General features: G+C 70.3%; 18 protein-coding genes. 13 read left to right on the top strand and 5 right to left on the bottom strand.

The window, feature by feature from the left end; translation table 11 throughout:
• The first annotated feature begins 77 nt into the window (after positions 1-77).
• From ACZ50K_RS20625 to ACZ50K_RS20590, 8 genes are all read left to right on the top strand, one after another.
• Entirely contained in the window at positions 78-764 is a 687-nt protein-coding gene (locus ACZ50K_RS20625; RefSeq protein ID WP_468904904.1) for a Crp/Fnr family transcriptional regulator, read from the top strand.
• Positions 765-925: 161 nt separating this feature from the next.
• Entirely contained in the window at positions 926-1,852 is a 927-nt protein-coding gene (locus tag ACZ50K_RS20620; RefSeq protein WP_468904902.1) for a hypothetical protein, read from the top strand.
• A complete protein-coding gene (locus ACZ50K_RS20615; protein ID WP_468904900.1) occupies positions 1,849-4,041 on the top strand; it encodes a hypothetical protein in 2,193 nt (730 codons plus the stop codon). Before ACZ50K_RS20620 ends, ACZ50K_RS20615 begins: the two co-directional genes overlap by 4 nt.
• Entirely contained in the window at positions 4,038-4,922 is an 885-nt protein-coding gene (locus tag ACZ50K_RS20610) for a hypothetical protein (RefSeq protein ID WP_468904898.1), read from the top strand. Before ACZ50K_RS20615 ends, ACZ50K_RS20610 begins: the two co-directional genes overlap by 4 nt.
• A 436-nt stretch (positions 4,923-5,358) precedes the next feature.
• Complete coding sequence (locus ACZ50K_RS20605; protein ID WP_468904896.1) at positions 5,359-7,401, top strand: hypothetical protein; 2,043 nt, start codon at positions 5,359-5,361, stop codon at positions 7,399-7,401.
• Positions 7,398-8,144 carry a hypothetical protein gene (locus ACZ50K_RS20600; protein WP_468905391.1) on the top strand — a complete coding sequence of 249 codons (747 nt, stop codon included), beginning with the start codon at positions 7,398-7,400 and terminating at the stop codon, positions 8,142-8,144. Before ACZ50K_RS20605 ends, ACZ50K_RS20600 begins: the two co-directional genes overlap by 4 nt.
• 11 nt (positions 8,145-8,155) lie before the next feature.
• Positions 8,156-8,413 carry a DNA-binding protein gene (locus ACZ50K_RS20595; protein WP_468905365.1) on the top strand — a complete coding sequence of 86 codons (258 nt, stop codon included), beginning with the start codon at positions 8,156-8,158 and terminating at the stop codon, positions 8,411-8,413.
• Between the two features lie 219 nt (positions 8,414-8,632).
• Positions 8,633-9,538 carry a hypothetical protein gene (locus ACZ50K_RS20590; RefSeq protein WP_468904895.1) on the top strand — a complete coding sequence of 302 codons (906 nt, stop codon included), beginning with the start codon at positions 8,633-8,635 and terminating at the stop codon, positions 9,536-9,538.
• A 64-nt stretch (positions 9,539-9,602) separates the two neighbouring features.
• On the opposite strand, the gene ACZ50K_RS20585 is transcribed toward ACZ50K_RS20590, so the two are convergent.
• From ACZ50K_RS20585 to ACZ50K_RS20575, 3 genes are all read right to left on the bottom strand, one after another.
• On the bottom strand, positions 9,603-10,583 hold the full coding sequence (locus ACZ50K_RS20585; protein ID WP_468904893.1) for an excalibur calcium-binding domain-containing protein: 981 nt from the start codon (positions 10,581-10,583) through the stop codon (positions 9,603-9,605).
• A 206-nt stretch (positions 10,584-10,789) separates the two neighbouring features.
• Positions 10,790-12,319 carry a helix-turn-helix domain-containing protein gene (locus ACZ50K_RS20580; protein WP_468904891.1) on the bottom strand — a complete coding sequence of 510 codons (1,530 nt, stop codon included), beginning with the start codon at positions 12,317-12,319 and terminating at the stop codon, positions 10,790-10,792.
• A gap of 125 nt (positions 12,320-12,444) precedes the next feature.
• A complete protein-coding gene (locus ACZ50K_RS20575) occupies positions 12,445-14,373 on the bottom strand; it encodes an amidohydrolase (RefSeq protein WP_468904889.1) in 1,929 nt (642 codons plus the stop codon).
• Positions 14,374-14,488: 115 nt separating this feature from the next.
• On the opposite strand from ACZ50K_RS20575, the gene ACZ50K_RS20570 reads away from it, so the two are divergent.
• From ACZ50K_RS20570 to ACZ50K_RS20550, 5 genes are all read left to right on the top strand, one after another.
• Positions 14,489-15,493: a LacI family DNA-binding transcriptional regulator gene (locus ACZ50K_RS20570; protein WP_468904887.1), complete on the top strand. Its 1,005-nt coding sequence runs from the start codon at positions 14,489-14,491 to the stop codon at positions 15,491-15,493.
• A gap of 282 nt (positions 15,494-15,775) precedes the next feature.
• Positions 15,776-18,490 (top strand): aconitate hydratase AcnA, encoded by a 2,715-nt coding sequence (acnA, locus tag ACZ50K_RS20565; RefSeq protein WP_468904885.1) that lies wholly within the window; start codon positions 15,776-15,778, stop codon positions 18,488-18,490.
• Between the two features lie 327 nt (positions 18,491-18,817).
• Positions 18,818-20,245, top strand: coding sequence for an N-acetylglucosamine/diacetylchitobiose ABC transporter substrate-binding protein (ngcE, locus tag ACZ50K_RS20560; RefSeq protein ID WP_468904882.1), 1,428 nt, complete (start codon positions 18,818-18,820; stop codon positions 20,243-20,245).
• Positions 20,246-20,273: 28 nt separating this feature from the next.
• Positions 20,274-21,218 carry a carbohydrate ABC transporter permease gene (locus ACZ50K_RS20555; RefSeq protein WP_468904880.1) on the top strand — a complete coding sequence of 315 codons (945 nt, stop codon included), beginning with the start codon at positions 20,274-20,276 and terminating at the stop codon, positions 21,216-21,218.
• Between the two features lie 14 nt (positions 21,219-21,232).
• Positions 21,233-22,165 (top strand): carbohydrate ABC transporter permease, encoded by a 933-nt coding sequence (locus ACZ50K_RS20550; protein WP_468904878.1) that lies wholly within the window; start codon positions 21,233-21,235, stop codon positions 22,163-22,165.
• A 19-nt stretch (positions 22,166-22,184) separates the two neighbouring features.
• On the opposite strand, the gene ACZ50K_RS20545 is transcribed toward ACZ50K_RS20550, so the two are convergent.
• Entirely contained in the window at positions 22,185-22,907 is a 723-nt protein-coding gene (locus ACZ50K_RS20545) for an MgtC/SapB family protein (RefSeq protein ID WP_468904876.1), read from the bottom strand.
• Complete coding sequence (mgtA, locus tag ACZ50K_RS20540) at positions 22,904-25,696, bottom strand: magnesium-translocating P-type ATPase (RefSeq protein WP_468904874.1); 2,793 nt, start codon at positions 25,694-25,696, stop codon at positions 22,904-22,906. The genes ACZ50K_RS20545 and mgtA overlap by 4 nt, the downstream gene beginning before the upstream one ends.
• Positions 25,697-25,837: the final 141 nt, after the last annotated feature.

Raw genomic sequence — 25,837 nt, 5'->3', positions numbered from 1 at the left:
GCCTCTTTGCGTGCCCCGAGAGTGCGGAACGAATACTTCCGGGCCGGACCTCCCGCCCCCTCCCCTAGCGTGATCGCATGAGCGAAGAGAGCCCGCCTTCGGTGTTGCCCTTCCGTGCCCTGGTGTCGCCCGAGGACTGGAAGAGGCTGATCGGCTATCCGTCCGTCACTTGTCGGGCGGGCCATCGTTTGCTTCGCCAGGGGGAGCCGAGGGATCGTCATGTGCTTGCGCTGGTCAGCGGGGTGGTCAAGGTGATCTACCGGCGTCGCGACGGCCGGCAGCGACTGCTCGCCTTCCGGGGCGCCGGGGAGATCGTGGGGGAGATGGCGCTGCAGTACGGCGGGACGCGATCCGCTGATGTCGAGACCATGACCATGTGTGAATACTCGGTCATACCGGAGGCTGAATTCCGATCTCTCCTCCGGGAGCCCGGGGTGGCGAGCTCGCTCTCCGCGATGACCGCCCACCGACTGTGGGAACAGACCCAGGCCCTTGACGGAGCCGTGCACGAACGCCTCGCCCTGGCCCTGCTCCGTCTGGTCGAGGTCTCGGGAGACAAGAAGGTCTTCTCCTTGACCCAGGAGGAGATGGGCCAGCACATCGACGCGGGCCGGAAGGCCGTGAGCGCCGCAGTCGACCGGCTCGGGCCGGGTCGGGTGGTGTGGAGCAGAGGCAGCGTCAAGGTGATCAGCGTGGAAGGCCTGCGGGAGAAGGTCCCGGGGAAGCCGGACAAGGAGTCGTCGGACACGGGGTGCCGCGTGTGACGGTGCCGACGCCACAGACCGTGTGACCCAGGTCACGGCCGTTGTGGGCCTGGGGAACGGAAGGCCCGCCCGCCCTTTGTGAGGCTCGGACCGCGAGAAACCGCAGACACGAGCATTCCCGCCCGGCCCCAGTGGCCGGGCGGCATTCGCAGAGGAGCGTCATGCGCGAGTCCGAGAACCAACTGCCTCAGCCGGTCTTCGGCACCTACTCCCTGAGTCGACCCCTCCCTCCCTATCGAGGCATCCTGGCCGTGGACGCCAAGGACTTCACCGGCCGGCCTGCGATCGAACACGAAGCCGTCAGTCGCGCCGTACCCGAACTCCTCAGGACCGCACTGGCCAGGGCGGAGCTGCGGGACCTTTGGGAGGACCGGCGGTTCCCCGCCTCGACCGGGGACGGGTACGTCTTCGGGTTCGACCCCGCACGCATCCCCTTCGTGATCCACCCCTTGCTGCTCACCCTCCAGGAGGTGCTCACCGACTTCAACGTCCTGTCACACGGAGCGGTGCCCATCCGGCTCAGGGTCAGCCTTCACGTCGGCCCGCTGCCGGACACCGGAGACGAGTTCGGCGGCAACGGAACAGCCCGCAACGACACCCACCGCCTGCTCGACTCCAACCCGGTGAAGGCCGTTCTCGCCTCGCACAGGGAGAACGTCACCCACGTGGCGGCGATTCTCTCCGAGCGGTGTTACCAGGACGCGGTGGCCGGCGGGTACACCGGACGCCACCCCGACCACTTCACCGAGGTGGCGGCGACCGTGGACGGCAAGTCCTTCGCTCAGCGGGCCTGGATCTACGTGCCCCAGCCGTCCGGGCCCCTGTACGAGGAGACCCCGGACGCCTACATCGCGGGTGGCCCCTCGGAGCCGGAGGCCCAGGCTCCCCTCGAAGACCACCGCCCGACGGGCCTGCGTACGGAGATGAATGCACCCAACAGCAACATCAACACAGGTACCGTCCACGGCGGGCAGAGCATGGGCAACTACCACGTCGCCGGTGATCAGGTCGGGGGCAACAAGGCCGGTCGTGTCCGGGGTTTCCAGGGGGACCAGGTCCGCGGCGACAAGCACCAGGGGCGTCAGTGACCTCCGGCGAGGAGCCGCGAAGGGAGATACCGGCGGCTCCTGCAGCGACCGCTGAGGTCCCGCCCGCGAGCGAGCCCGGTGCGGGAGACGAGCAGCCTTCGCCGGACAACGACCTTGGCTTCTCTGAGTTGATCGACGCGATCGGCGGAGCGACACCGTTGGCCGCCCCGTTCATCTACGCGCCCAACAGCAACCTCAATACCGCGTCTGTCCGCGGCGGGCAGCGTGTCCACAATGGCCCCGCGTCCGAGAAGCGCAAGGCTCGGGAAGGACGCGTCCGCGAGGGGCCGGTACCGGAGGCGGAGGTACAGGCGGCCGCGTTCGGGTTCGCGGCACCCTCTTGGGTCGATGACGCGTTGGTGAAACTGCGGACAGGGCCCCTCTTTCTGACCGGGCGGCCGGGTTCGGGCCGCCGGACCGCCGCACTCAACCTCTTACGGCTGAGCTGCGGCGAAGACGCCCCGCTGCGGGCCCTGGACAGCGTCACGGAGCTGGACCGATGGAGGCCGGCCGATGCCTCGGTGCGGGGTTACCTGGTGGACGGGCTGTTTCCGTCCCGTCCACTCGGCCCCGGAGTCCTCGGCCATGTACGTGCGCTGTTGGAGAAGGCCGGAGCACGCATGGTCATCGTGCTGCCCGATGACGAGGCGCTGATCCGCCGCCTCGAACAGGATCTCCATGTCAGCCCCGTCGAGTGCCTCCCCCCGGCGCCCGGCCTCGTGTTCCACAGCCGCTTCGAGGCGGCCGTGCCCGCGCCTGAGGAGCGGGCCCGGCTGCTCGCCGCCTTGCGGGGAGTCCATCAGCTGGAAGACCTGCTCGTGCCGGAACTCGTACCGGCGGAGGTGGTGGAACTCGTCACGGCCATCGTGGCGGCGGACGGGGATCCTGACGGACTGCTGGACCTGGGGTCCAGGCTGAGCTATCGCGCCGAGAAGGAAGTGCCCCAGCTCCTGGAGTCACTGCGGGAGGCCCCGGACGCCTTGGCCTTCCTCCTGGCCGCCTGCGTCTACGAGGGCCTGGACCACAGGCTTGTGCGGGAGGAGGCGGACCGGCTGCTGACCCTGTCCGGGGACCGGCTGATCGCCGTACTCCCCGGAACGGACCCGCAGGGGGCGCCGCAGCCAACCCGGCCCAACCCCGCCTTCGTCTTCCGTCGGTCGCTCTCGGACCTGCTGCACGCTGTCCGGGCGGTCCGTAAGGAGCGCGAGATCCGTACGGAGGGGGCCTATACGCATAGTGCGGAACCGGTGGTATTCGTCCGGCACCGTCAGTCGGAGGCCGTGCTCCGGTATGTGTGGCAGGAATACGGTCAACTGTCCGACCTGCTGGTCGAATGGCTGAAGGAGGTGCGGCGCTCGGGCGAACTCACCCGGTCGGTGGGTCAGGCCATGGGCAGGGCGGCGAGCTGGGGTGGCGGCCGTCGGGCCCTGCGGCACATTCAGGCCCTCGCCGAATCCGAACGGACGACCAGTCGTCTGATCGCGGCGAATGCCCTGGGGATCGCCGCCGAGGATCCGGTGCTGGCCGCCGAGGTGCGCTACCGCCTCCGGCGCTGGAGCCGGGGTGCTGACCTCTCGTTGAGGACCACCGTCGCCTATGCCTGCGGCGCCGAGTTCGGGCTTTCCCGCCCGGACCTCGCCCTGCACCTCGTCGCTGATCTGCTGTCCGGACTGCGGAGTGGGGCGGAGGAGGATCCGGACGGCGGCAGGAGCCGCCTCGACCTCGCCGTGAAGGTAGCCGTTGCGAGCCTTTTCCATGCGGGCAATGAGTCCGAGGTGTTCGCGAGGATTGTCGAATGGCTCGGAGACCATGACGGGGATGTCGACCGGCTGCTCCCCCTGTTCGGGCAACTGCTGCACTCGCCCCGTTGGTTCGTACGGAATATTGCTGAGGAATCCCCGGAGGGGCAGGCTGTTGTGGAGGTCATCCAACTCGCCTTGAACTCGGAGGATTCATTCGACGTCACCTGTGCGGCACTACTGAGCTGGGCGGAAATCGGAAGATGGGACGAGTTCACCTTCGGGGCCGTGGAGAAACTCTTCCGTAGATTGGCGGATGATATGAGAATCGGCGAGTTCCGGCTGTTTGTCGAAATGGAGGACAGGGGTTCCGGCGACTGGCCCGGAATGAGGTCGGCCCGGTCCTCGCTCGGCGAGTGGCGTGCCGACAGGCGAGGGGAAGCGGCGTGAGCGAGGAGGCCGCCGAGCGGCTGTACGTCAGGGTCGGCGGGGCGCCATGGCGGGAGATCCTCAGGCACCGGAGGTCCGCTGTCCGGGACTCGTCCTTGGTGCTCAGGGACGACGGAGGCGGATACTTCCTCCTGGGGCGCCGGGGGGACCCCGAGGACACGGGTGCCCACCTGCCCGTTCCCGACGCAGCCGCCGCTCCCGGGCTGCGGGGCGTATACACCGAGTTGTACCGGGTGGACGCGGCCGAGCACATGGAGACCCGTCCGGTAGGGCTGCCCACGGTGTACGGGACCGAATCGGTGGACCTCTGGGTGGCATGGTGGGTGCACGACCCGGTGCGAGTGGTTCGCACGAGGACCGTCCACGGCTGGCATGCCGTACGCACCCGTCTGACCTCCGACCTCCGTCACCTGGCCGAAGCCCAGACCGTCTCGGGCAGCGGTCTGGGGGCACCCGAGGTCATGCAGCACCTCGGTATGCCGCAGCGGCTGGAGGAAGCCGGCCTCAGCTACCGGGTCATCGACGTCCGGCCGCGCGAGTCCGGCGAGGAACTCCTGCTGGGACGCGAGAGGGCGGACGGCGTCCGCTACTCGTGGACGACCAGCAGGCGTGGTGAATACGAGTTCTGCCTCCAGGCGCTCCATGGCGGACCTGCCTCTCTGGCCGCGCTGTGGCTCCTCAGGCACCCGGACCAGGTCAGCCAGGTCCTCGACTGGGCGGTCGGGCACCAGAACCTGCTCAGTCCACCGCGAACCGACTGGCAGGAGGAACTGGCAACGCTCCTCGGCACCTTGTCGGAGCAGGAGCGGAAAGAGATCTCCTATCTTCTCCGCGACCGCATCTCCGCGCTTGGCCGGCCGGTCCCCGGAGGCGCCGGCTGACCCTGCGGGACGCTGATGGCACGGAAAACGAACGGGTGAGTGCGCTGCCGATGGGTGGCGCACTCACCCGTGTTTCGTGCGCCTGGCAATTTCTTCGAACTGTGAGGGGGGTCACCCGGTTTATGGGCCTGCGGAACAGAAGTCGATCCGGATGTGCGGGAATCTCGATGTGTCCAGGAGGTGAGCGCCTGGCAGAGAATCCCAGCGCTCCGATCAGTGAGGGTCGACATGAGGGCAGAAGAAGACCGGAGTCCGGACAATCTGGTTCCGATCCGTCCGGGCTTACGCGCGGAAAGTATCGGGGCTTCCGCGGAGGAGGCGCCGGAAACGACGGTCCTGAATGCCGAACGCGGAATCATCAACACCGGCACCGTGCACGGAGGACAGCACGTCACCACCGTCGGCTTCCTAAGGCGCCCGGAGCACGGAGACGACGGTGACCGCTGAGATCCGCGAGGCCGGCGGGTGGGATGTCCCCGACGGTCTGGTAGCGGCCCTGGCCGGGCGCGAGATGGTCGTGGTGGCGCCGCACGGGACTGTCAACACGGGCCTGGTGACCGGCGGACAGCGGCAGACCACGTACGGCCAGGTCAAGGAGAACGCCTCCGGAGGGACCCAGCGGCAGGGGCCGGTCCGGGCCGGCCACCTGCGGGCGGTCCGGGAGTGCTTCGCCCCGCCCATAGGTTTCGAGGAAGCCCGTTCCGCGATCAGCTCCGGCATCGTGCTCCTCGCCGGCGAGCCCGGCACAGGACGGGAGTCGCATGCTCTGAACCTGCTGGCGTACGGCATCGAGACGCCCTTGCTCGTCCAGGTGGACGGCTCCACTGACCTCTCCCGGTGGTCCCCGAAGGTCCCGGGCGCCCACGGGTACCTCGTGACCGACCCCAGCGATCCGTACGCCCTCCGATCATGGGACCTGTCCCGGCTCGAAGAGCTCCTCAGGGAGGCGGAGGCACGCCTGGTCATCGTCCTGCCGGACGCACCCGGACTCGTCACCGCCCTCCATGAACAACTCCGCGTACCGGTGCTGCGCCACAGCCCTCCCCACCCGCAGGCGGTGTTCGCGGCCCATGTCAGAGGCCGCTGCCCGGACGAGCGGGAATCCGCGAGCTGGCTGCGGATCCTGGGATCGGGGCGCCTGGACGACCTGCTGCCCGCAGGCCTTCCGCCTCGCCGCACCGTCATGGTGGCGCAAGCCCTTCTGGAGTCAGGGCCCGCCGAGACCTCGGGTACGGGACTGCCGGACCGGCTGGCCCGGTCCGAGGCCGCGGACCTCCTCGCCCGGACCGACACGGATGCCGCACTCCTCCCGGACCTCCTCGCCATCAGTGTCTACGGAGGTCTGGAGCGCCGTGTCGTGGCGGAACGCGCGGACGATCTGCTGCGACTGATGGAGCGGGAGCGGAAGACGTCCCCCGATCGGCATGCCGACCGGTCGGCGGACGGGCCGGGTGAGAGGTGCGGGGCGCGGACGCTGAGGGTTCTCGGGGCGCACCAGGCCCGGTCGGCCGGGCACGAGGCCGTGGACACGGTGCGGTTCTTCTGGCCCGCGGTGGCGGAAGGCGTGTGGGAGGTGCTGGGCCGTGACCGCTCCGACCTCCTGCCCCTGCTCCATTCCTGGCTGGCCCGTCCCGGGCGGGACCCGGCCGAGATCGGGAGGGCGGGGCGCGCGGTCGCGTCCATAGCCGTCGCCACCGGGGGGCGCTCCTTGGAACTCCTCCAAGGCCTGGCGCTGGATCCCTCGTCCGCGGCCCCCGAGGTAGCCGGTTGGGGCCTGGCCGCCGCCGCCTGTCATCCCTCTTCGGCCCGAACGGCCGGGAACCTTCTGGAGCGATGGAGCACTGCACCCGAGGCGGCTCTGTGCGCGGCGGTGGCGCATGCGTGCCGGATCGATCCCGGCCGGCTCCCCGGCGAGCAGGTCATGCACCTGCTCGGACGGCTCGCAGAGGCCCTGACCGTCGAGGACGCCCTGCCCCTTGCGGACATCGTCGTGACGGCACTGCTGCGGAGGTTCGAGGCCGGGGACACGGAGGCGCGAATGTTCCTCCTGGCCCGGATGGAGGAATGGACAAGGCCCGATGGCCTTCCCGGTCTCCTCGTGGCATACGCCTTTCCGGCGCTGATCGGCGCCGACCCCCGCTGGTGGAGCGACCGTCTGACCGACGACGCGGAGACAGCGGTCATCGCGGCCCGGCTGGCCGGCCAGGCCCTGAACGAACCCGACACCTTCGCCGCCATGGCCGACTCCCTGCTCGCGTGGTTCGCCGAGGCGAATCGCGCAGAGCACCCGGATCGGGCTCTGCGGACACTTCTCGACCACCTCGTGACGGCTCGCGAGCCGGGATTCCTGCGCTGGCTCCTCGCTCTGGAACGTGCCCCGCACACCACCCCTGGCAAGGAGGCCGCCGCACGGGCGCTCGCAGCCTGGCGGAGCAATGAGATCCACGCGGTGACATCCGACGGACAGGAGTACCCGTGAACCGTCCCTATCAGCCCGGCATCTTCACCGTGGTCGAACGGCACTGCCTCGACAGTGACCCCGCCCCTCCGCTGCGCCTGTGCGACGGCGGGACGGACGAGGGTGAGCCGCTCAGCCTGACGCGAGCCCGCCAAATCCTGTACGACCGGACTGTGGAGCCGGCGGTGCGGAACTCCCTCTGGCACCAGATCGTCCAACGTGTCCGGGGCCCGCAGGGCGTCGAGAGACCGGCCGGGCCCAGTCGTTCCGACTGGCTGATGGCCGCCGTCTGGCTCGCGCTGCCCGGTATGCGCCGTACGGCGTTCAACATTCCCACGCGATTCCGCGCGGAACGCGGGGACGTGGAGGCCGAGCTCGTCACCGGGTACCTGGAAGCCCTGGACGCCGTATCGGACCGGAGCCCCGACCCCGGCGGAGAGGTCCTGCGCACGGCCTGTACCCGGGCCTGGAACCTCTGGCGCGGGGCCCGCCTCGAAACCGCCGTGGAGGACATGGAACGGACCGGAAACGCGTACGACGGAACCGGCCCCCTCTGGCAGGCCGACTACGATCCACCGCCCAACAGGCTGGGCCTCGCGGCGACCGTACGCATCACGGTTCCGGCCGACCGGGTGGAAGGAATGCGGATCGGCGCCCTCGCCGCCACCTGGGGGCTGGCCGGGACCGTGACGAGCACCGCCCATTCGGGCCGCGGGCGGCAGGTGGCCAGCCTCTCCCTGCGGCGCGCGGGGAGGGAAGGGTGACCCACCGGCCCATGACCCCGCTGACCTTCCGGGAGATCTTCAACCTGCCGGTCAGCGTCGACCTGCGAACGGCGGCGCGGGGATTCCAGATGGGCATGAGCAAGGCCTACCGACTGGTCGCCGAGGACTCCTTTCCCTGTCCGACGGTCCGGGTCGGCCGATGCCACCGGGTGCTCACCGTGGACCTGATGCATGCCCTGGGCATCGAAGAACGCCCTGTCTTCGAGGACGAGATCGCCGACGGCGTGGCGCTGACCCTCTTCGACTGAACTGTTCCCGGCCCGCCGGACCCCACTGCTCGGTGGCCGGCGGGCCCGTCCGAAACCATCCCTATCGAAGGAGCCGCAATGACCACCTGTCTCGCCATCAGCCTCCCGGACGACAGCCGACGGTCACCCGTCCTGTACGAGGACATCGTGGAACCCGCCTGTGCCCATCTGGGTTTCACGCTCCTCCGTGCCGACCGGCTCACGGGTGCGGGGCTGCCCATGGAGCACCTGCTGCGCACGCTGGCCGAAGTGGACGTCGTCGTGGCGGATCTCGGCGGGTTCGATGCCGAGGTCTCCTTCGGACTCGGCATGCGCCACGCGCTCGGCCGGCACACCGTCCATGTGGGCTGTGGCGTCACTCCCTTCGCGGGAGGCCTGACGATCCCCGCGGTGCCGTCGAAGTCCGACCCCACCGGAATCTCGGTCGTCCGGCAGGAGCTCACCCGCGTACTGGAGGCCGTCGCCGAAGCCGGTACTGCGCCGCCTCTGGTCGAGACCCGGGCACCGCGGGCGTTATGCGCCGGTGAGGATGGAATCAGTACCGCCGAGCAGGGCGAGGACACCCCGGGACTGCTCGAACTGGTACTGCAGGCCGAGGCCCAGATGGACGCCATCAACGATGACATGGCCGATGTGGAATCGGCGCTGGCCGACTTGGGGGAGATGATGCTCCTGCTGGCTGAGGACACCGCGGGTTCCGTCGGTCATCCCGGGGCGTCGGCGACGCAGAAGCTCGCGGCTCTCCACCGTCTGGGCAAGGCGATCGATGGCCCGACCCGTGATCTGGAAGCGGCCGCCGGCCGGTTCGCGGAGAGGATGGACACGGCCGCGGACGCGTTCCGGGCCTTCCTGGAGTGGGCGGGAGGTCTCCCACGCTCGGAGTGGCCGGAGGGGGTGGAGAACCTGCTGGAGCAGGTGGCGACCGCCTCCTGGGACGCACGGGCCGTAGAGGCCTCCTTTCAGGAGGGCGTGCTCCTGATCGACATGTTCGGGGCCGCCAGCCGTCCGCTGCGGAAGCCCACCCGGCGCGTCACCACGTCCATGCGGACCATCCTGCGGAGCTTCACCGCGCTGGAGGGACTCCAGGGCATCGCGGTGGAGCTGCGCGAGTCGCACACCTCCTGACCACGGGTATCGACGCCCCCGCACAGCCGGCGCGGGGGCGTCGCCGCATGTGCTCCGCTGTCACTCACCTGTCGCAGGCGATGCCGTCGCCGTCGCGGTCGAGTGCACTGCGATAGCCGGGCTGTCCCTCGCTGATCGGGGCGGCGCCAGCGGCCTTGGCGGCGGCGCAGTTCTTGTAGTAGGCGCTGCCACCTCCGCCGGTCCCTCCACCGATCGAGGACGAGCCGCCGGAGGACGAGGAGGAGTTGCCAGAGTCGTCATCTTCGCGGGTCGGCTGCGGGGCCGGGCCCGGGTGCAGCTCTGTGTACGGGTCCGCCGGGCACGGAGTGCCGGGTGCCGCAAGCGACAGGTGCGCGGTGATGGTCTTCGGGTGCTGGAGTTCCCTGCCCTCTGCCGGTTCCTGGAAGCACACGGTCCAACTGTCCGGGTCTCCGGCAAGGGTGACGTCGGTGTACGCGCTCTGCGGCTCGATCTGCTGGAGTGCCAGCGGACTCAAGGTCGCCCGCGCCTGGGCGAAGTCGTGCCCGGTCACCTTCGGCATCTTCGGGTGGGGGATCGGGTCGCCGTCCTTGGCGGGGCAGGGCCATTCGTTCCGGGTCACAGCGAAGTCGAGGGTCGGCTTCTTGCCGGCCGACGTGTCCGTGAGGGCCTGGAAACACACCCTCCAGTTGCCGTCCGCCCACTGGCCCGCATCGCCGGGGCCGGCGTCGTGCGAGATCGAGTTGAAGCCCGCGGCCGTGGCCGCTGCCTGGGCCCTTTTGAGGTTCTGGCCCACCAGGTTCGGCGGACCGGATGGTGCTGGGGTGGACGAAGCGGACGGTGTCGCCGATGCCGCGACGGGCGCCTTCGGCTTGGCGTCGGCTTCCGTCTTCTTCGGCGGGGCGTCGGCCAGGAAAGGAGAGATCATCCATGCGCCGGCCGCGATGCTGACGACGACCTTCGGTGCTGTCTTCCAGCGGCTGGTCCAGACGAGCGCGATACCGATGGGCGGCAGGACGACGAGGAGCGGGATGATCAGGCCCGGATGCTCCCACCAGCGTCGCACGGGCGGTTGCGGGGAGTTGTACGTATGCGGGGGCGGATACACGGGCTTCCCAGGGGAGGAGTCGAGACTGTGACGGCAGTCTGGTGCACGCTTCGGATGGAAGCGGCCCGAACTGGCGAAAAAGACGAATCCCCACTGGAGCGGGCAGGCTGGTCGAGGCCCGCATCCGGGGTCGCCGAGAGCGACCCCGGATGAACATATGCGTCCTAGATGTCCCGGAAGATCTCGATCTGGGCGCCCACCGAGTTGAGGCGTTCGGCGAGTTCCTCGTAGCCGCGGTTGATCACGTAGACGTTGCGGAGGACCGAGGTGCCCTCGGCCGCCATCATCGCCAGGAGGACGACCACCGCCGGGCGCAGCGCCGGGGGGCACATCATCTCTGCGGCGCGCCAGCGGGTGGGGCCCTCCACCAGGACGCGGTGCGGGTCCAGGAGCTGGAGGCGGCCGCCGAGGCGGTTGAGGTCGGTGAGGTAGATCGCGCGGTTGTCGTAGACCCAGTCGTGGATCAGGGTCTGGCCCTGCGCGGTCGCCGCGATGGCGGCGAAGAAGGGGACGTTGTCGATGTTCAGCCCGGGGAACGGCATCGGGTGGATCTTGTCGATCGGGGCTTCGAGCTTGGAGGGGCGGACCGTCAGGTCGACCAGCCGGGTGCGGCCGTTGTCGGCGGTGTACTCCGCCGTGCGGTCGTGGTCCAGGCCCATCTCCTCCAGGACGGCGAGCTCGATCTCCATGAACTCGATCGGGACCCGGCGGATGGTCAGCTCCGACTCGGTGACCACGGCGGCGGCCAGCAGGCTCATCGCCTCGACCGGGTCCTCGGAGGGGGAGTAGTCCACGTCCACGTCGATGGTGGGGACCCCGTGGACGGTGAGGGTGGTGCTGCCGATGCCCTCGACCTTGACGCCCAGGGCCTCCAGGAAGAAGCACAGGTCCTGGACCATGTAGTTGGACGAGGCGTTGCGGATGACCGTGACCCCGTCGTGGCGGGCGGCGGCCAGCAGGGCGTTCTCGGTGACGGTGTCCCCGCGCTCGGTCAGCACGATGGGGCGGTCGGGTGAGATCCCGGCGGCGACCTGGGCGTGGTAGATGCCCTCGGTGGCGGTGATGTCCAGCCCGAACCGGCGCAGCGCGATCATGTGCGGTTCGATGGTGCGGGTGCCGAGGTCGCAGCCGCCCGCGTAGGGCAGCCGGAAGCGGTCCATCCGGTGCAGCAGCGGGCCGAGGAACATGATGATGCTCCGGGTCCGGCGGGCGGCGTCGGCGTCCATGGCGTCCATGTCGAGCCGGGCCGGCGGGACGATCTCCAGGTCGACCCCGTCGTTGATCCAGCGGGTGCGGACACCGATGGAGTTCAGGACTTCGAGGAGGCGGTAGACCTCCTCGATGCGGGCGACCCGGCGCAGGACAGTGCGGCCCTTGTTCAGCAGGGTTGCGCAAAGCAGGGCAACACAGGCGTTCTTGCTCGTTTTGACGTCGATGGAACCGGACAGCCGGCGGCCGCCGACCACCCTCAGATGCATGGGGCCGGCGTAACCCAGGGAGACGATCTCGCTGTCGAGCGCTTCACCGATTCGGGCGATCATCTCAAGGCTGATGTTCTGGTTGCCGCGCTCGATCCGGTTCACGGCGCTCTGGCTGGTGCCGAGCGCATCCGCGAGCTGAGTCTGTGTCCAGCCCCGGTGCTGTCGGGCGTCACGGATGAGCTTGCCGATGCGTACGAGGTAGTCGTCTGCCATGGGTGCACGGTATCTCAGATATGAGATGGGGCTCGCGCGGGGTGTGGCAGACGGGTGTTACCCACCGTCAACTCGACGGTCCGCCTCCGCCCCGCCCCGCTCCGCGCGGCCCCCTCCCCTCGCCGTCAGTGGCCGCAGGCGTGGTGCCGGTTCACCGCCAGGCCGTGGACCGAGGCCGCCGAGGCCGGTCGCGGTCCGGCCGCCGCGCGGGAGAGCCGGGCGGCCGCGGCCCGGCCGGTCGCCGAGTGCGCGTCGTGCACGGCCCGCCCGGCCACCAGGGTCAGCTCCACCCCGGTGCCGCTGATGTCCGCCACCGGGCAGCGCGTCACATCCCGGTCCAGCAGCACCAGGTCGGCGGCCTTGCCGCGTTCCACGGTCCCGGTCAGCCGGTCCTGCCGCAGCTGCCAGGCCGTGCCCAGGGTGTGCATCCGCAGCACCGAGCTCCGGCCGAGCCCCTCCAGGTGGGGGTGGAGCGCGCCCGCGCCGTGCGCGCCCTGCCGGTCGATCGCGGTCCGCAGCTGGTTCCACACCTGGAGGGCGTCCACCGGCCAGTCGGAGCCGCCGGCCAGCCGGGCGCCGGCCCGCTCCAGGCTCCGCGCCGGGTACATCCAGCGGTGCCGCCGGGGCCCGATGTAGGGGAGCAGCGCCTCCATCGTCCAGGTGTCCTCGGCCGCCCACTGCAGCTGCATGCAGGCCGCGACCCCCAACTGGGCGAACCGCCGCAGGTCGGCGGGGTCCACGAGTTGCAGGTGGGCGATCGCGTTGCGCGGATCGCGCTGCCCGGTGGCCCGGCGGGCGTACGCGTAGCCGTCCAGGGCGGTGCGGACGGCCCGGTCGCCCAGCCCGTGCGCGTGCATCTGCCAGCCGGCCCGGTTGAAGGCGGCCGTCAGCCGGCCGTACTCGGCGGCCGAGGTGTAGAGCTCCCCGCGGTTCGCGGTCGGCTTCCCGGTGTCGCCGTCCAGGTAGGGCTCCAGCAGCGCGGCGGTCTGCGCCGGGTACTCGATGACCCCGTCCAGGAACACCTTGACCATCCCGAACCGGAGCCCCCGCACCCCCTCGAACTCCCGGCGCAGCCCCCGGGCGTACGCCAGCGAGCCCGCCGGGTCCCTGGTCTGCTCCACCTCCAGCCGGAGCGCGGGCACGATCCGCTGCGGCAGCTTCCCGGCCGCCGACAGCGCCCGGTACAGCTCCAGCTCGTGCCGGCCGACCAGCGCGTCCATCATCGTGGTGACCCCGGAGGCGGCGGCCTGCTCCAGCACCTTGGCGCAGGCGGCGACCAGCGCCTCCCGGGTGGGCGCCGGCACGTGGCGCTTCACCAGGTCCTGGGCGTCGTCCTTGAGCACCCCGGTCGGCCGTCCGTCCGCACCCTTGACGATCTTCCCGCCGGGCGGGTCGGGGGTGGCGGCCGTGATGCCCGCGATGTCCAGGGCCCGCCGGTTGGCCCACAGGTTGTGGCCGTCGCCGCCGACCAGGATCACCGGGCGGCGGGTGGGCAGGGCGTCCAGCATCGAGTGGTGCGGGACCGTGCCGGTGGGCAGCAGGCCGACCGGGTTCCAGTCCTCCACCACCAGCCAGCCGTCCGGTTCGGCGCCCGGGCCGCCGGTGTCCGCGAGGAACCCGCGCAGGATCGCGTCCAGTTCCGGCAGGGTGGTCTCGGCGCCCTCCAGGGAGGGGCGCAGCGAGCGGTCGCCGGCGCCCAGCGGGTGCACGTGCCCGTCGTGGATGCCGCTCATCACGGTGTTGCCGCGGGCGTTGACCACCTCGGTGTCCCGGCCGATCAGCCGGCGCAGCGCCGAGCCGCCGCCGGTGGCGAGGATCTTCCCGTCCCGGCCGACGGCCACCGCCTCGACGGGCGCCCGGCCGGCGGTCCCGGTGAAGACGCGGGCGTTGTGGATCACCAGCGAGGCCGAACCCCGCCCGGCGGGGCGGGCCGTACCGGCCGCGCCGGGCGCCGCCTGGGCCGTGCCGGCCGCCGCGGAGCCCAGCAGACCGGCCGCGCCCACGGCCGTGGCGGCGGTGAGAAGGCCCCGCCGGGACAGCGAAGAAGATGTCATGACCACACTCCAAACGTCGGCTGTGGCCAGGACGATCGGTGGTTAACCCGTTAACCGGAACCCGCCCCGGACGACGGAATCCGCAGCCGTTCCGCCGGGTCCGTACGATGACCGCGTGCCCGGACCCGGACCCACCCTCGCCGATGTCGCGCGCGCCGCCGAGGTGTCGACCGCGACGGTCTCGCACGCGCTCAACGGCACCGGCCGGATCGCCGAGGCCACCCGCCGCCGGGTCCGCGAGACCGCCACCGCCCTCGGCTACGGGGTGCCGCGCGGCCCGCGCACCCGCACCCTGGGGCTGGCCGTCACCACCTTCGCCGGCGACGCCTGGAACTACGCGGCCGTGTCCTACTTCTCCCGCTGGCTGACCGCCGCCACCTCCGCCGCGCACGCCCGGGGGTACGCCCTGACCACACTGCCCGCCGACCGCGGCGCCCAGGAGCTCTGGCACGACCTGGCGGTGGACGGCATGCTGCTGCTGGACAGCCCGCGGGGGGACCCGGTGCTGCGGGCGCTGCGCGCCCGGGGCATCCCGGTGGTCTTCGACGGCCGTCCGGACCGGCCGCGTCCGGGGGACGTCTGGGTGGACAACGACCACGGGGCCGCCACCCGCGAGGTGCTGGACCATCTGGCCGCCGCCGGCGCCGACCGGATCGCGCTGCACGGCGGGTTCGGCGCCGAGCACTACACCCGGGCGGTGACGGCGGCGTACGAGCGGTGGTGCGCGGAGCGCGGCCGGAGCCCGCTGCCGGTGCCGTTCCTGCCGGAGGACGGTCCGGGACACGCCTTCGACCGGCTGCTGGGCGGCGGCGGGGCGGACGCCGTCTACTCCCTCTACGACCCGGGCGGCCGGCAGGCCCTCGCGGCCGCCGCCCGGCACGGACTGGCCGTGCCCGGGGACCTGCTGCTGGTGTGCGCGAGCGAGGACCCCTGGTACGCGACGGCCGAGGTGCCGGTGAGCACGGTGACCCTGGAGCCGGAGCGGATCGCGCGGGTGGCGGTGGCGGCGCTGGCCGACCGGATCGAGGGGCTGGGCCCGATGCCGGCGGGGCAGCTGACGGTCCCGTCCGGGCTGCTGGTCCGGGCCTCCTCGCGGGGCGCCGGCCGGGCCGGGCGGTAACCGCTCCGGGCGGGCCGGGCGGTGGGCGGTCCGGGCGGTGGACCGGCCCTCCGGTGGGCAGGAGGGTTCCGTGCGGGTGGCCCAGGACACTCGGGGCCGTGCATGACCATCGCGCGGCCATGCACTAGAGTTATCTCGACATCGAGATATCTGCCGAAGGCGTACCGCAGCCGCCCCCGCTGGTAAGGGTTACCTAACTTAGCCCTACCTTAGCGGATTGGCCAGAGGGCGTGGCGGCAGGATGCGGTAGAACGCGCGAATTCATGCATGAAGGAGACTGTCGTGTCGGCGAACAGCTTCGACGCCCGTAGCACGCTGCAGGTGGGCGACGAGTCCTACGAGATCTTCCGGCTGGACAAGGTGGAGGGCTCCGCACGGCTGCCCTACAGCCTCAAGGTCCTGCTGGAGAACCTGCTCCGTACCGAGGACGGCGCGAACATCACCGCCGACCACATCCGCTCGCTGGGGAACTGGGACTCCCAGGCCCAGCCCAGCGAGGAGATCCAGTTCACGCCCGCCCGCGTGATCATGCAGGACTTCACCGGTGTGCCCTGCGTGGTCGACCTCGCCACCATGCGCGAGGCCGTGAAGGCCCTCGGCGGCGACCCGGCGAAGGTCAACCCGCTGTCGCCGGCCGAGATGGTCATCGACCACTCGGTCATCGCCGACAAGTTCGGCACGAAGGACGCCTTCGCGCAGAACGTCGAGCTGGAGTACGGCCGCAACAAGGAGCGCTACCAGTTCCTGCGCTGGGGCCAGACCGCCTTCGACGACTTCAAGGTCGTCCCCCCGGGCACCGGCATCGTGCACCAGGTCAACATCGAGCACCTGGCCCGCACGGTCATGGTCCGCAACGGCCAGGCGTACCCCGACACCCTCGTCGGCACCGACTCGCACACCACCATGGTCAACGGCCTCGGTGTGCTGGGCTGGGGCGTCGGCGGCATCGAGGCCGAGGCCGCGATGCTCGGCCAGCCGGTCTCCATGCTGATCCCGCGGGTGGTCGGCTTCAAGCTGACCGGTGAGCTGCCGGCCGGCACCACCGCCACCGACCTGGTGCTGACCATCACCGAGATGCTCCGCAAGCACGGTGTGGTCGGCAAGTTCGTGGAGTTCTACGGTGAGGGCGTCGCCGCCACCTCCCTCGCGAACCGCGCCACCATCGGCAACATGTCGCCCGAGTTCGGCTCCACCGCCGCGGTCTTCCCGATCGACGGCGAGACCCTGAAGTACCTGCGCCTGACCGGCCGCGACGCCCAGCAGGTCGCGCTGGTCGAGGCGTACGCCAAGGAGCAGGGCCTCTGGCTGGACCCGGCCGCCGAGCCGGACTTCTCCGAGAAGCTGGAGCTGGACCTCTCCACGGTCGTCCCCTCCATCGCCGGCCCCAAGCGCCCGCAGGACCGCATCGTCCTGGCCCGGGCCGCCCAGCAGTTCGCCTCGGACGTCCGCAACTACGTCAGCGACGACGAGGAGGCCGGCAAGGAGTCCTTCCCGGCGTCCGACTCCCCGGCCTCCTCCAACGGCGCCCCCAGCAAGCCCACCCGGGTGACCCTGGCCGACGGCACCTCCTTCGAGATCGACCACGGCGCCGTCACCGTCGCCGCGATCACCTCCTGCACCAACACCTCGAACCCCTACGTCATGGTCGCCGCGGCGCTCGTGGCGAAGAAGGCGGCCGAGAAGGGCCTGACCCGCAAGCCGTGGGTCAAGACCACCCTGGCCCCGGGCTCGAAGGTCGTCACCGACTACTTCGACAAGGCCGGCCTGACCCCGTACCTGGACAAGCTGGGCTTCAACCTGGTCGGCTACGGCTGCACCACCTGCATCGGCAACTCCGGTCCGCTGGACGAGGAGATCTCGAAGGCGATCAACGAGGCCGATCTCGCGGTGACCTCGGTGCTCTCCGGCAACCGCAACTTCGAGGGCCGGATCAACCCCGACGTCAAGATGAACTACCTGGCCTCCCCGCCGCTGGTCGTCGCGTACGCCATCGCGGGCTCCATGAAGGTGGACATCACCAAGGACGCCCTGGGCACCGACACGGACGGCAAGCCGGTCTTCCTGGCCGACATCTGGCCCTCCGAGGCCGAGGTCAACGACGTGGTGGCCAACGCCATCGGCGAGGACATGTTCAGCAAGTCCTACCAGGACGTCTTCGCGGGCGACGCCCAGTGGCAGGCGCTGGAGATCCCCACCGGCAACACCTTCGAGTGGGACCCGCAGTCCACCTACGTGCGCAAGCCCCCCTACTTCGAGGGCATGACGATGGAGACCACCCCGGTCTCCGACATCGCCGGCGCCCGGGTGCTGGCGAAGCTGGGCGACTCGGTCACCACCGACCACATCTCCCCGGCCGGTGCGATCAAGGCCGACACCCCGGCCGGCAAGTACCTCACCGAGCACGGCGTCGAGCGCCGCGACTTCAACTCCTACGGCTCCCGCCGCGGCAACCACGAGGTGATGATCCGCGGCACCTTCGCCAACATCCGCCTGCGCAACCAGATCGCGGAGGGCACCGAGGGCGGCTTCACCCGCGACTTCACCGTCGAGGGCGCGCCGGTCGCGTTCATCTACGACGCCTCGCAGAACTACCAGGCCGCCGGCATCCCGCTGGTCATCCTGGCGGGCAAGGAGTACGGCTCGGGCTCGTCCCGCGACTGGGCCGCCAAGGGCACCGCGCTGCTCGGCGTCAAGGCCGTCATCGCCGAGTCCTACGAGCGCATCCACCGCTCGAACCTGATCGGCATGGGCGTCCTCCCGCTCCAGTACCCGGAAGGCGCCACGGCGGCCTCCCTGGGGCTGACGGGCCAGGAGACCTTCGCCTTCACCGGGGTGGAGGAGCTGAACGCCGGCACCACCCCGCGCACCGTCAAGGTGACCACCGACACCGGTGTGGAGTTCGACGCGGTCGTCCGCATCGACACCCCCGGCGAGGCGGACTACTACCGCAACGGCGGCATCATGCAGTACGTGCTCCGGAACCTGATCCGCGGCTGACGAACCGCCGCTGATCGGCCGGTCATCGGCACCAAAGGGCCGTATCCCCGTTAAGGGGGTACGGCCCTTCCGCTTCGTGCGGTGGCGGTGCCAGATGACGGACAGGTCTCAACTCGGAAAAGCCGGGGCACTTCCTTGCGCACGATCTTGCTCAGCCGAGCGGAAGTGGACTATACCTGTGCCCGTCCGGACCACCGCGGTACGAGCGGCCCCGGACCGGAGGACGGCGGGGACCTGCGGCGATGCCCGCAAACATGTCCGCGTGCAGGGCAACTGCCCGCGCATTCCCGCGTCTTTCACACTTCTGACGAAGGCGAGGACATGAGCATGGGATCCACTGGTGAAGGTCTCGGCCGCCGCGATCTGATCAAGCGCTCCGCAGCGCTCGGACTGATCACGGTGCCGACGATGAGCTTCCTGTCCGCCTGTGCCTCCGGAGGCGAGGAAACCTCCACGAAGGGCCCGGACAAGGCGCCGGTGACCAAGGAGAACCCGTTCGGCGTCGCCAAGGGCGGCAAGCTGGACGTGGTGGTGTTCAAGGGCGGGTTCGGCGACGACTACGCCAAGGCCTGGGAAGCGGCCTTCGACAAGAAGTGGGGCACCACCAGCTCCCACCTGGGCACCCAGGAGATCACCGCTAAGCTCCAGCCCCGCTTCAACGGCGGCAACCCGCCGGACGTGGTCGACGACGCCGGCGCCCAGCAGATCAAGCTGGACGTGCTCTTCAAGGGCGGCCAGCTCGCCGACCTGACCGTGGTCCTGGACGCGCCCTCGCTGGACGACCCGACCAAGAAGGTCCGGGACACCCTGATCGCCGGCACCATCGAACAGGGCACCCAGGGCGGCAAGTTCGTGGCCCTGAACTACGTGTACACGGTCTTCGGCCTCTGGTACTCCGGCAAGCTCTTCAAGGAGAAGGGCTGGGCCGAGCCCAAGACCTGGGACGAGTTCCTGGACATCTGCACCAAGGCCAAGGCGGCCGGCATGGGCGGCCTCGCCCACCAGGGCAAGTTCCCGTACTACATCAACGTGGTCATCATGGACCTGATCGCCAAGAAGGGCGGCCTGGAGGCCGTCAAGGCGATCGACAACCTGGAGCCGAACGCCTTCGAGGGCAACGCCGACGCCCTCGCCGCGGTCGAGGCGGTCTACGAGGTCGTCGAGAAGGGCCTGCTGCTGCCGGGCACCAACGGCCTCACCCACACGGAGTCCCAGACGGCCTGGAACCAGTACAAGGCCGCCTTCATCCCCTCCGGCTCCTGGCTGGAGAACGAGCAGCTCAAGCAGACCCCGGAGGACTTCGACATGAAGTTCCTGCCGGTCCCGGTGCTGGCCGGCAGCAAGCTCCCCTTCGAGGCCATCCGGGCCGGCGCGGGCGAGCCCTTCATCGTCCCGGAGAAGGCCGCCAACAAGGCCGGCGGCCTGGAGTTCATCCGTTCGATGCTGTCCCGCGAATGGTCCACGATCTTCGCCCAGCAGGCCAACTCCCTCACCGTGGTCAAGGACGGGGTGGATCCGGCCGTCAAGCTCCGCCCGGGCACCCAGTCCGCGGTCGTCGCGCTCAAGGCGGCCGGCGAGAACACGTTCAGCTACCTGTACCCCGACTGGTACAGCGCGATGGACAACGAGATCCAGGCCGCGTCCAATGAGCTGATGGCGAAGCGAATCCAGCCCAAGGAATGGATCAAGCGGGCCCAGGCTGCGGTAAACAAGGCGGCCAAGGACCCGAACGCCAAGAACAACCGACGCAGCTGATCACGCCGGTACCGCAGGGACGGACACCATGAGCCAAGTAGCCCAGGGCAAGGGGCGGGCCGGCTTCATCACCGGCTTCCTCATCGCACCCATCGCGCTGTATCTGACCTTCGTCATCTGGCCGTACATCCAGACGTTCGGCTACTCCTTCACCAACTGGAGCGGGCAGTCCCCGGTCTTCGACTTCGTGGGCCTGGACAACTACCAGGAACTGCTGAAGGACGAGGTCTTCCGGGGGGCGCTCTGGAACAACCTGCTGCTCCTGGTGTTCGTCCCGACCGTCACCATCCTGCTGGCCCTCTTCTTCGCCTTCATGGTGAACGCGGGCGGGCGCAGCGGGGCGGGCGGCGTCCGGGGGGTCCGCGGATCGGCCTTCTACAAGATCATCTACTTCTTCCCGCAGGTCCTCTCCCTCGCCATCCTCGCCGTGCTCTTCGGCGCGGTGTACCGCAGTGACGAGGGCGGCCTGCTGAACGGCTTCCTCACCAAGATCGGGCTGGTCGACCCGGCCGCCCCCGTCGAATGGCTCAACGAGCCGAACCTGGTGCTCTGGTGCCTGCTGGCCGTGGTGGTCTGGCACGGCGTCGGCTTCTACCTGGTGCTGTTCTCGGCGGCCATGCAGTCGGTCCCCAAGGACATCTACGAGGCGGCCCTGCTGGACGGGGCCGGCCGCGGCCAGACCTTCTTCCGGGTCACCCTGCCGCTGCTCTGGGACTCGGTCCAGACCTCGGCCGTCTACCTGGGCATCGCGGCCATGGACATGTTCGTCCTGGTGTCCACGATGACCTCCGGCCAGTTCGGCGGCGGGCCCGACCACAACAGCGAGGTCATGGCGACCGTGCTGATGCGCAACTTCCTGTACTTCGGCAAGAGCGGTTACGCCTGCGCCATGGGGGTGGTCATGCTCGTCCTGACCATGATCCTCTCCATCATCACGCTGCGCGCCACCCGCCGCGAGCGCATCGAGTTCTGAGCGGGAGAGACACGATGACCACAGTCACCAAGGCGCCCGGCCCCGACGAGGCCTCCGCCGAGAAGAGCGGCTCCGCCGGCCGTCCCGGCAAGGAGCCCGGCCACCGCTCCGAGGGCGGCGTACTCAACGTCTTCTCCCACGGCTTCCTCGCCGTCTGGGCGATACTGATCGTCCTGCCGCTGTTCTGGCTGGCCCTCGGCTCCTTCAAGACCGACTCCCAGATCGGCGGATCGGCCCTCAGCTGGCCCTCCAACTGGCACTTCGACGCCTTCTCCCGGGCCTGGGACAAGGGCATCGGGGACTACTTCGCCAACACCGTGATCGTGATGGCCTTCTCGGTCCCGCTGACCATGCTGCTCGGCTCGATGGCCGCGTACGTGCTGGCCCGCTACCCGTTCCGGGGCAACCGGGTCATCTACTACTTCTTCGTCAGCGGCGCCATGTTCCCGGTGTTCCTGGCGCTGGTCCCGCTGTTCTTCATGGTGAAGCGGCTGGACATGCTGAACAGCTACCACGGCCTGATCCTGGTGTACGTCGCCTACTCCATGCCGTTCACCGTCTTCTTCATGCACTCCTTCTTCCGCACCCTGCCCACCGCGGTGCACGAGGCGGCGGTGATCGACGGGGCCTCCGACACCCGGATCTTCTTCCAGGTGATGCTGCCGATGGCGAAGCCCGGCCTGATCAGCGTGGGGATATTCAATGTCCTCGGGCAGTGGAACCAGTACATCCTGCCCTCGGTGCTGATGCAGCCGCAGACCGGATCGGACCCCGAGCGCTACATGCTCACCCAGGGCCTGATCCAGCTCCAGTACCAGATGGGGTACGAGACGGACCTGCCGGTGCTGTTCGCCGGCGTGACCATCGCGATGATCCCGATGCTGGTGGTCTACCTGTCCTTCCAGCGCCAGATCCAGGCCGGACTGACCTCCGCCACCCTGAAGTAGCCGGGCGGCGGGGCAGGACTCAGGCGGCGGGGTCCGGCACCACCGCCCAGCCGACCGCCGAGACGGCGGGGTCGAGGGAGAGGCTGCCGACGGCCTCCTCCAGCGCCTTGGCCCCCTCGCCCTCGGCGGTCAGCAGTGCCGACACCGTCACCCTTCCCGGGGCCGGCCCGTCCTGGCTGCGGATCTCCCGCAGCCGGTGACCGGGCCGGCCCAGCGCGTCCACCAGCCGGTGCCGCACATGGGCCTCCTCCGCCTCCAGGCACACCGCCTCGAAGTGGTAGTCCACGGGCACCTCGGCACCGCCCCGCGGCTCCCGGTCCAGCCGCCGGCCCAGCGGCCGCAGCAGCAGGTTGGCGCCCACCACCCCGGCCGTGCCGAACGCCGCCAGCACGAACAGGCCCACCCCGGCCAGACAGCCCACGGCCGCCGAGCACCACAGGGTCGCGGCCGTGTTCAGGCCCCGTACGCTCAGCCCGTCCCGCATGATCACCCCGGCGCCCAGGAACCCGATGCCGGAGACGATCTGGGCGGCGACCCGGGACCCGTCGTAGGGCACGGCGGCCGCCTCGCCCAGGAACCCGTACTGGGAGAGCAGCACGAACAGCGCCGCGCCCCCGGCCACCAGCGCGTTGGTCCGCAGCCCCGCCAGCCGGGCCCGCCACTGGCGCTCCAGCCCGATCACCGAGCCGAAGGCCAGCGCCGCGGCCAGGTGCCCGGCCATCGCCCACTCGTCCACCCTCACAGCCAGGTCCCGAACCGCCGGACGTACCAGGTCTTCACCAGCTGGGTCAGCGCGCAGTAGGACAGCAGCACCCCGACCAGCCAGGGGAAGTAGCCGGCGGGCAGCGCCGTGAGGCCCAGCGGGGCGGCCAGCGGGGAGAACGGCAGCCACAGGCCGGTCAGCACCGCGAGCACCGTCATCACCATCACCGGCCAGGAGGCCCGGGACTGCAGGAACGGGATCCGCCGGGTGCGGATCATGTGGACCACCAGGGTCTGCGAGAGCAGGCCCTCGACGAACCAGCCGGACTGGAACAGCGCCTGGTGCGCCTCGCTGTTCGCCCCGAACACGTTCCACATGATCAGGAACATGGCGATGTCGAACACCGAGCTGATCGGTCCGATGGTCACCATGAACCGGCCGATGCCCCGGGCGTCCCAGTTCCGCGGCTTGCGCAGGTAGTCCTCGTCCATCCGGTCCCAGGGGGTGGCCAGCTGGGCGATGTCGTAGACCAGGTTCTGCGTCAGCAGCATGATGGCCAGCATCGGCTGGAAGGGGATGAAGGCGCTCGCCACCAGCACCGAGAAGACGTTGCCGAAGTTCGAGGAGGCCGTCATCTTGATGTACTTGATGGTGTTGCCGAAGGTGGTCCGGCCCTGCACCACGCCCTGCTCCAGGACCGTGAGGTCCTTCTCCAGCAGGATGATGTCGGCGGACTCCTTCGCGATGTCCACGGCGGTGTCCACCGAGATGCCCACGTCGGCCCCGCGCAGCGCCGCCGCGTCGTTGATGCCGTCGCCGAGGAAGCCGACGGTGTGCCCGTCGGCCCGCAGGGCCTCCACGATCCGGGCCTTCTGCACCGGGTTGACCTTGGCGAACACCGAGGTGCGGGCGGCCAGTTCGCGCAGCTCCCGCTCGTCGAGCGGTTCGGTCTCGGCGCCGGTGGCCACCCGGCCGACCTCGATGCCGACCTCGGCGCAGACCCGGGCGGCCACCAGCTCGTTGTCCCCGGTGACCACCTTGACCGCGATGCCCTTGTCGGCCAGGCCGCGCAGTGCGTCGGCGGCCGAGACCTTCGGCGGGTCGAGGAAGGCCAGGAAGCCGACCAGGGTCAGGTCCCGCTCGTCCTCGACTCCGTAGGCCTCGCGGGGGCCGTCGACGGTCCGGGTGGCGACCGCCAGCACCCGCAGGCCCTCGCGGTTGTTCTCCTCGGCGGTCAGCGCGGCCGCGATCCGGGCGGACTCGGTGAGCTCCACGGTCCGGCCCCCGTCGACCACCCGGGTGCACAGGTCCAGGACCTCCTCGACGGCCCCCTTGGTGATCAGCACGTGCTCCCCGGTGCCGTCCCCGGCGAGCAGGTCGTTGCGGTTGAGGACCACGGACATCCGCCGGCGGGCGAAGTCGAAGGGGATCTCGTCGACCATCGAGAACCGAGCGTCGACGACAACCTCCTCGGCCTCGTCCACGCGGTCGATGACGGCCTGGTCCATCAGGTTCCGCAGCCCGGTCTGGAAGTGCGCGTTGAGGTAGCCGTACTCCAGCGCCTCGCCGTCCGGCCGGCCGCGGGCGTCCAGATAGCGGTCCAGCACGATCCGGTCCTCGGTGAGGGTGCCGGTCTTGTCGGTGCAGAGCACGTCCATGGCGCCCAGGTTCTGGATCGCGTTCAGCCGCTTGACGACCACCTTGTGCCGCGCCATGGCGACGGCGCCGCGGGCCAGGTTGGCGGAGACCACCATCGGCAGCATCTCCGGGGTCAGGCCGACCGCGACCGCGATGCCGAAGAGGAAGGCCTCGTCCCAGTCGCCCTTGGTGATCCCGTTGACCAGGAACACCACCGGGACCATCACCAGCATGAACCGGATCAGCAGGAAGCTGACCTTGCGCACCCCGGTGTCGAAGTTGGTCAGGGGGCGCTCGCCGACCAGGGAGCCGGCCATCGAGCCGAAGTAGGTGTCGGCGCCGGTGGCGACCACCACTCCGGTGGCGGTCCCGGAGGTCACCGAGGTGCCGGTCAGGGCCAGGTTGCCGGCCTCGACCGGGTCGGTGCTCGCGGGCGGGCCCGGGTCCTCGGACGGGACGCCGTGCCCGGGGTGGACGCCGTGCCCGGACAGGGCGGCGAGCCCGGGACCGGTGCCGTGCCCGGGCCGGATGTCGTCCTTGGCCACCGGGAGGGACTCGCCGGACAGCGAGGCCTGCCCGACCATCAGGTCCTTGGCGGCGATCAGCCGCAGGTCGGCCGGGATCAGGTCGCCGGCCGCCAGCTTCACCAGGTCACCGGGGACCACCTGCTCCATCGGGATCTCGAAGGTGGTGGCCGCGGCGGAGGCGGTGGCCCGCCGCTGGACCGCGCAGGTGGTGCTGACGAGGTCCTTCAGGGCGTCGGCGGCCCGGCCCGACCGGTACTCCTGCCAGAACCGGAGCAGTCCGCTGATCCCCACCATCGCGGAGAGGATGACCACCCCGGGGTCCCGGGGGTCCTGCCAGTACATGACGGCGGCCAGGAAGACCAGCACCCCGATGAAGGGGTTGGCGTAGGCCTTGGCGAGCTGGACGGTCCAGTGCGGGGCGCGCTCCCGGGCGACCGTGTTGGGGCCGTGCCGTTCCAGCCGGAGCGCGGCCTCGGCGTGGGTGAGGCCGTGCGGGGTGGAGTCCACGGACCGCAGGACCCCGGCGGCGGGCCGGGCGCTGACGGCGACGAGCCGTTCGCCGGCCCGCCGGGTGCGGGCCCGGAGCTCGGCGGCCTTGAGTTCGCGGCGGGTCCGGCCCGGCGGTGCGAGCGTGGCGGGAGTGCGCGGGGTGAGCATGGTCATGACGAAACCTCCCGTCGCGGGGACCGGCGGACGGCACGGGGCGGTCCGGGGGCCGGGCGACGTGATCATGGGTGGGACGCAGCCGTGCCGGGCCCGGGACGGGCGCCGGGGTGCCTGGGGGCACGGCGGGGCGCGTCAGGG

The sequence above is a fragment of the Streptomyces sp. NPDC033845 genome (assembly GCF_055576225.1).
The sequence above is the reverse complement of the archived record's forward strand: the minus strand, read 5'-3'. Positions and strand labels throughout refer to the sequence as shown.

Excerpts from the sequence above, each read along its gene's own strand:
- mgtA (WP_468904874.1), bottom strand. The coding sequence starts at position 25,696 with ATGACCATGCTCACCCCGCGCACTCCCGCCACGCTCGCACCGCCGGGC.
- ACZ50K_RS20575 (WP_468904889.1), bottom strand. The coding sequence starts at position 14,373 with ATGACATCTTCTTCGCTGTCCCGGCGGGGCCTTCTCACCGCCGCCACG.
- ACZ50K_RS20590 (WP_468904895.1), top strand. The coding sequence starts at position 8,633 with ATGGAGCACCTGCTGCGCACGCTGGCCGAAGTGGACGTCGTCGTGGCG.
- ACZ50K_RS20580 (WP_468904891.1), bottom strand. The coding sequence starts at position 12,319 with ATGGCAGACGACTACCTCGTACGCATCGGCAAGCTCATCCGTGACGCC.
- ACZ50K_RS20550 (WP_468904878.1), top strand. The coding sequence starts at position 21,233 with ATGACCACAGTCACCAAGGCGCCCGGCCCCGACGAGGCCTCCGCCGAG.
- ACZ50K_RS20595 (WP_468905365.1), top strand. The coding sequence starts at position 8,156 with ATGACCCCGCTGACCTTCCGGGAGATCTTCAACCTGCCGGTCAGCGTC.
- ngcE (WP_468904882.1), top strand. The coding sequence starts at position 18,818 with ATGGGATCCACTGGTGAAGGTCTCGGCCGCCGCGATCTGATCAAGCGC.
- ACZ50K_RS20620 (WP_468904902.1), top strand. The coding sequence starts at position 926 with ATGCGCGAGTCCGAGAACCAACTGCCTCAGCCGGTCTTCGGCACCTAC.
- ACZ50K_RS20555 (WP_468904880.1), top strand. The coding sequence starts at position 20,274 with ATGAGCCAAGTAGCCCAGGGCAAGGGGCGGGCCGGCTTCATCACCGGC.
- ACZ50K_RS20625 (WP_468904904.1), top strand. The coding sequence starts at position 78 with ATGAGCGAAGAGAGCCCGCCTTCGGTGTTGCCCTTCCGTGCCCTGGTG.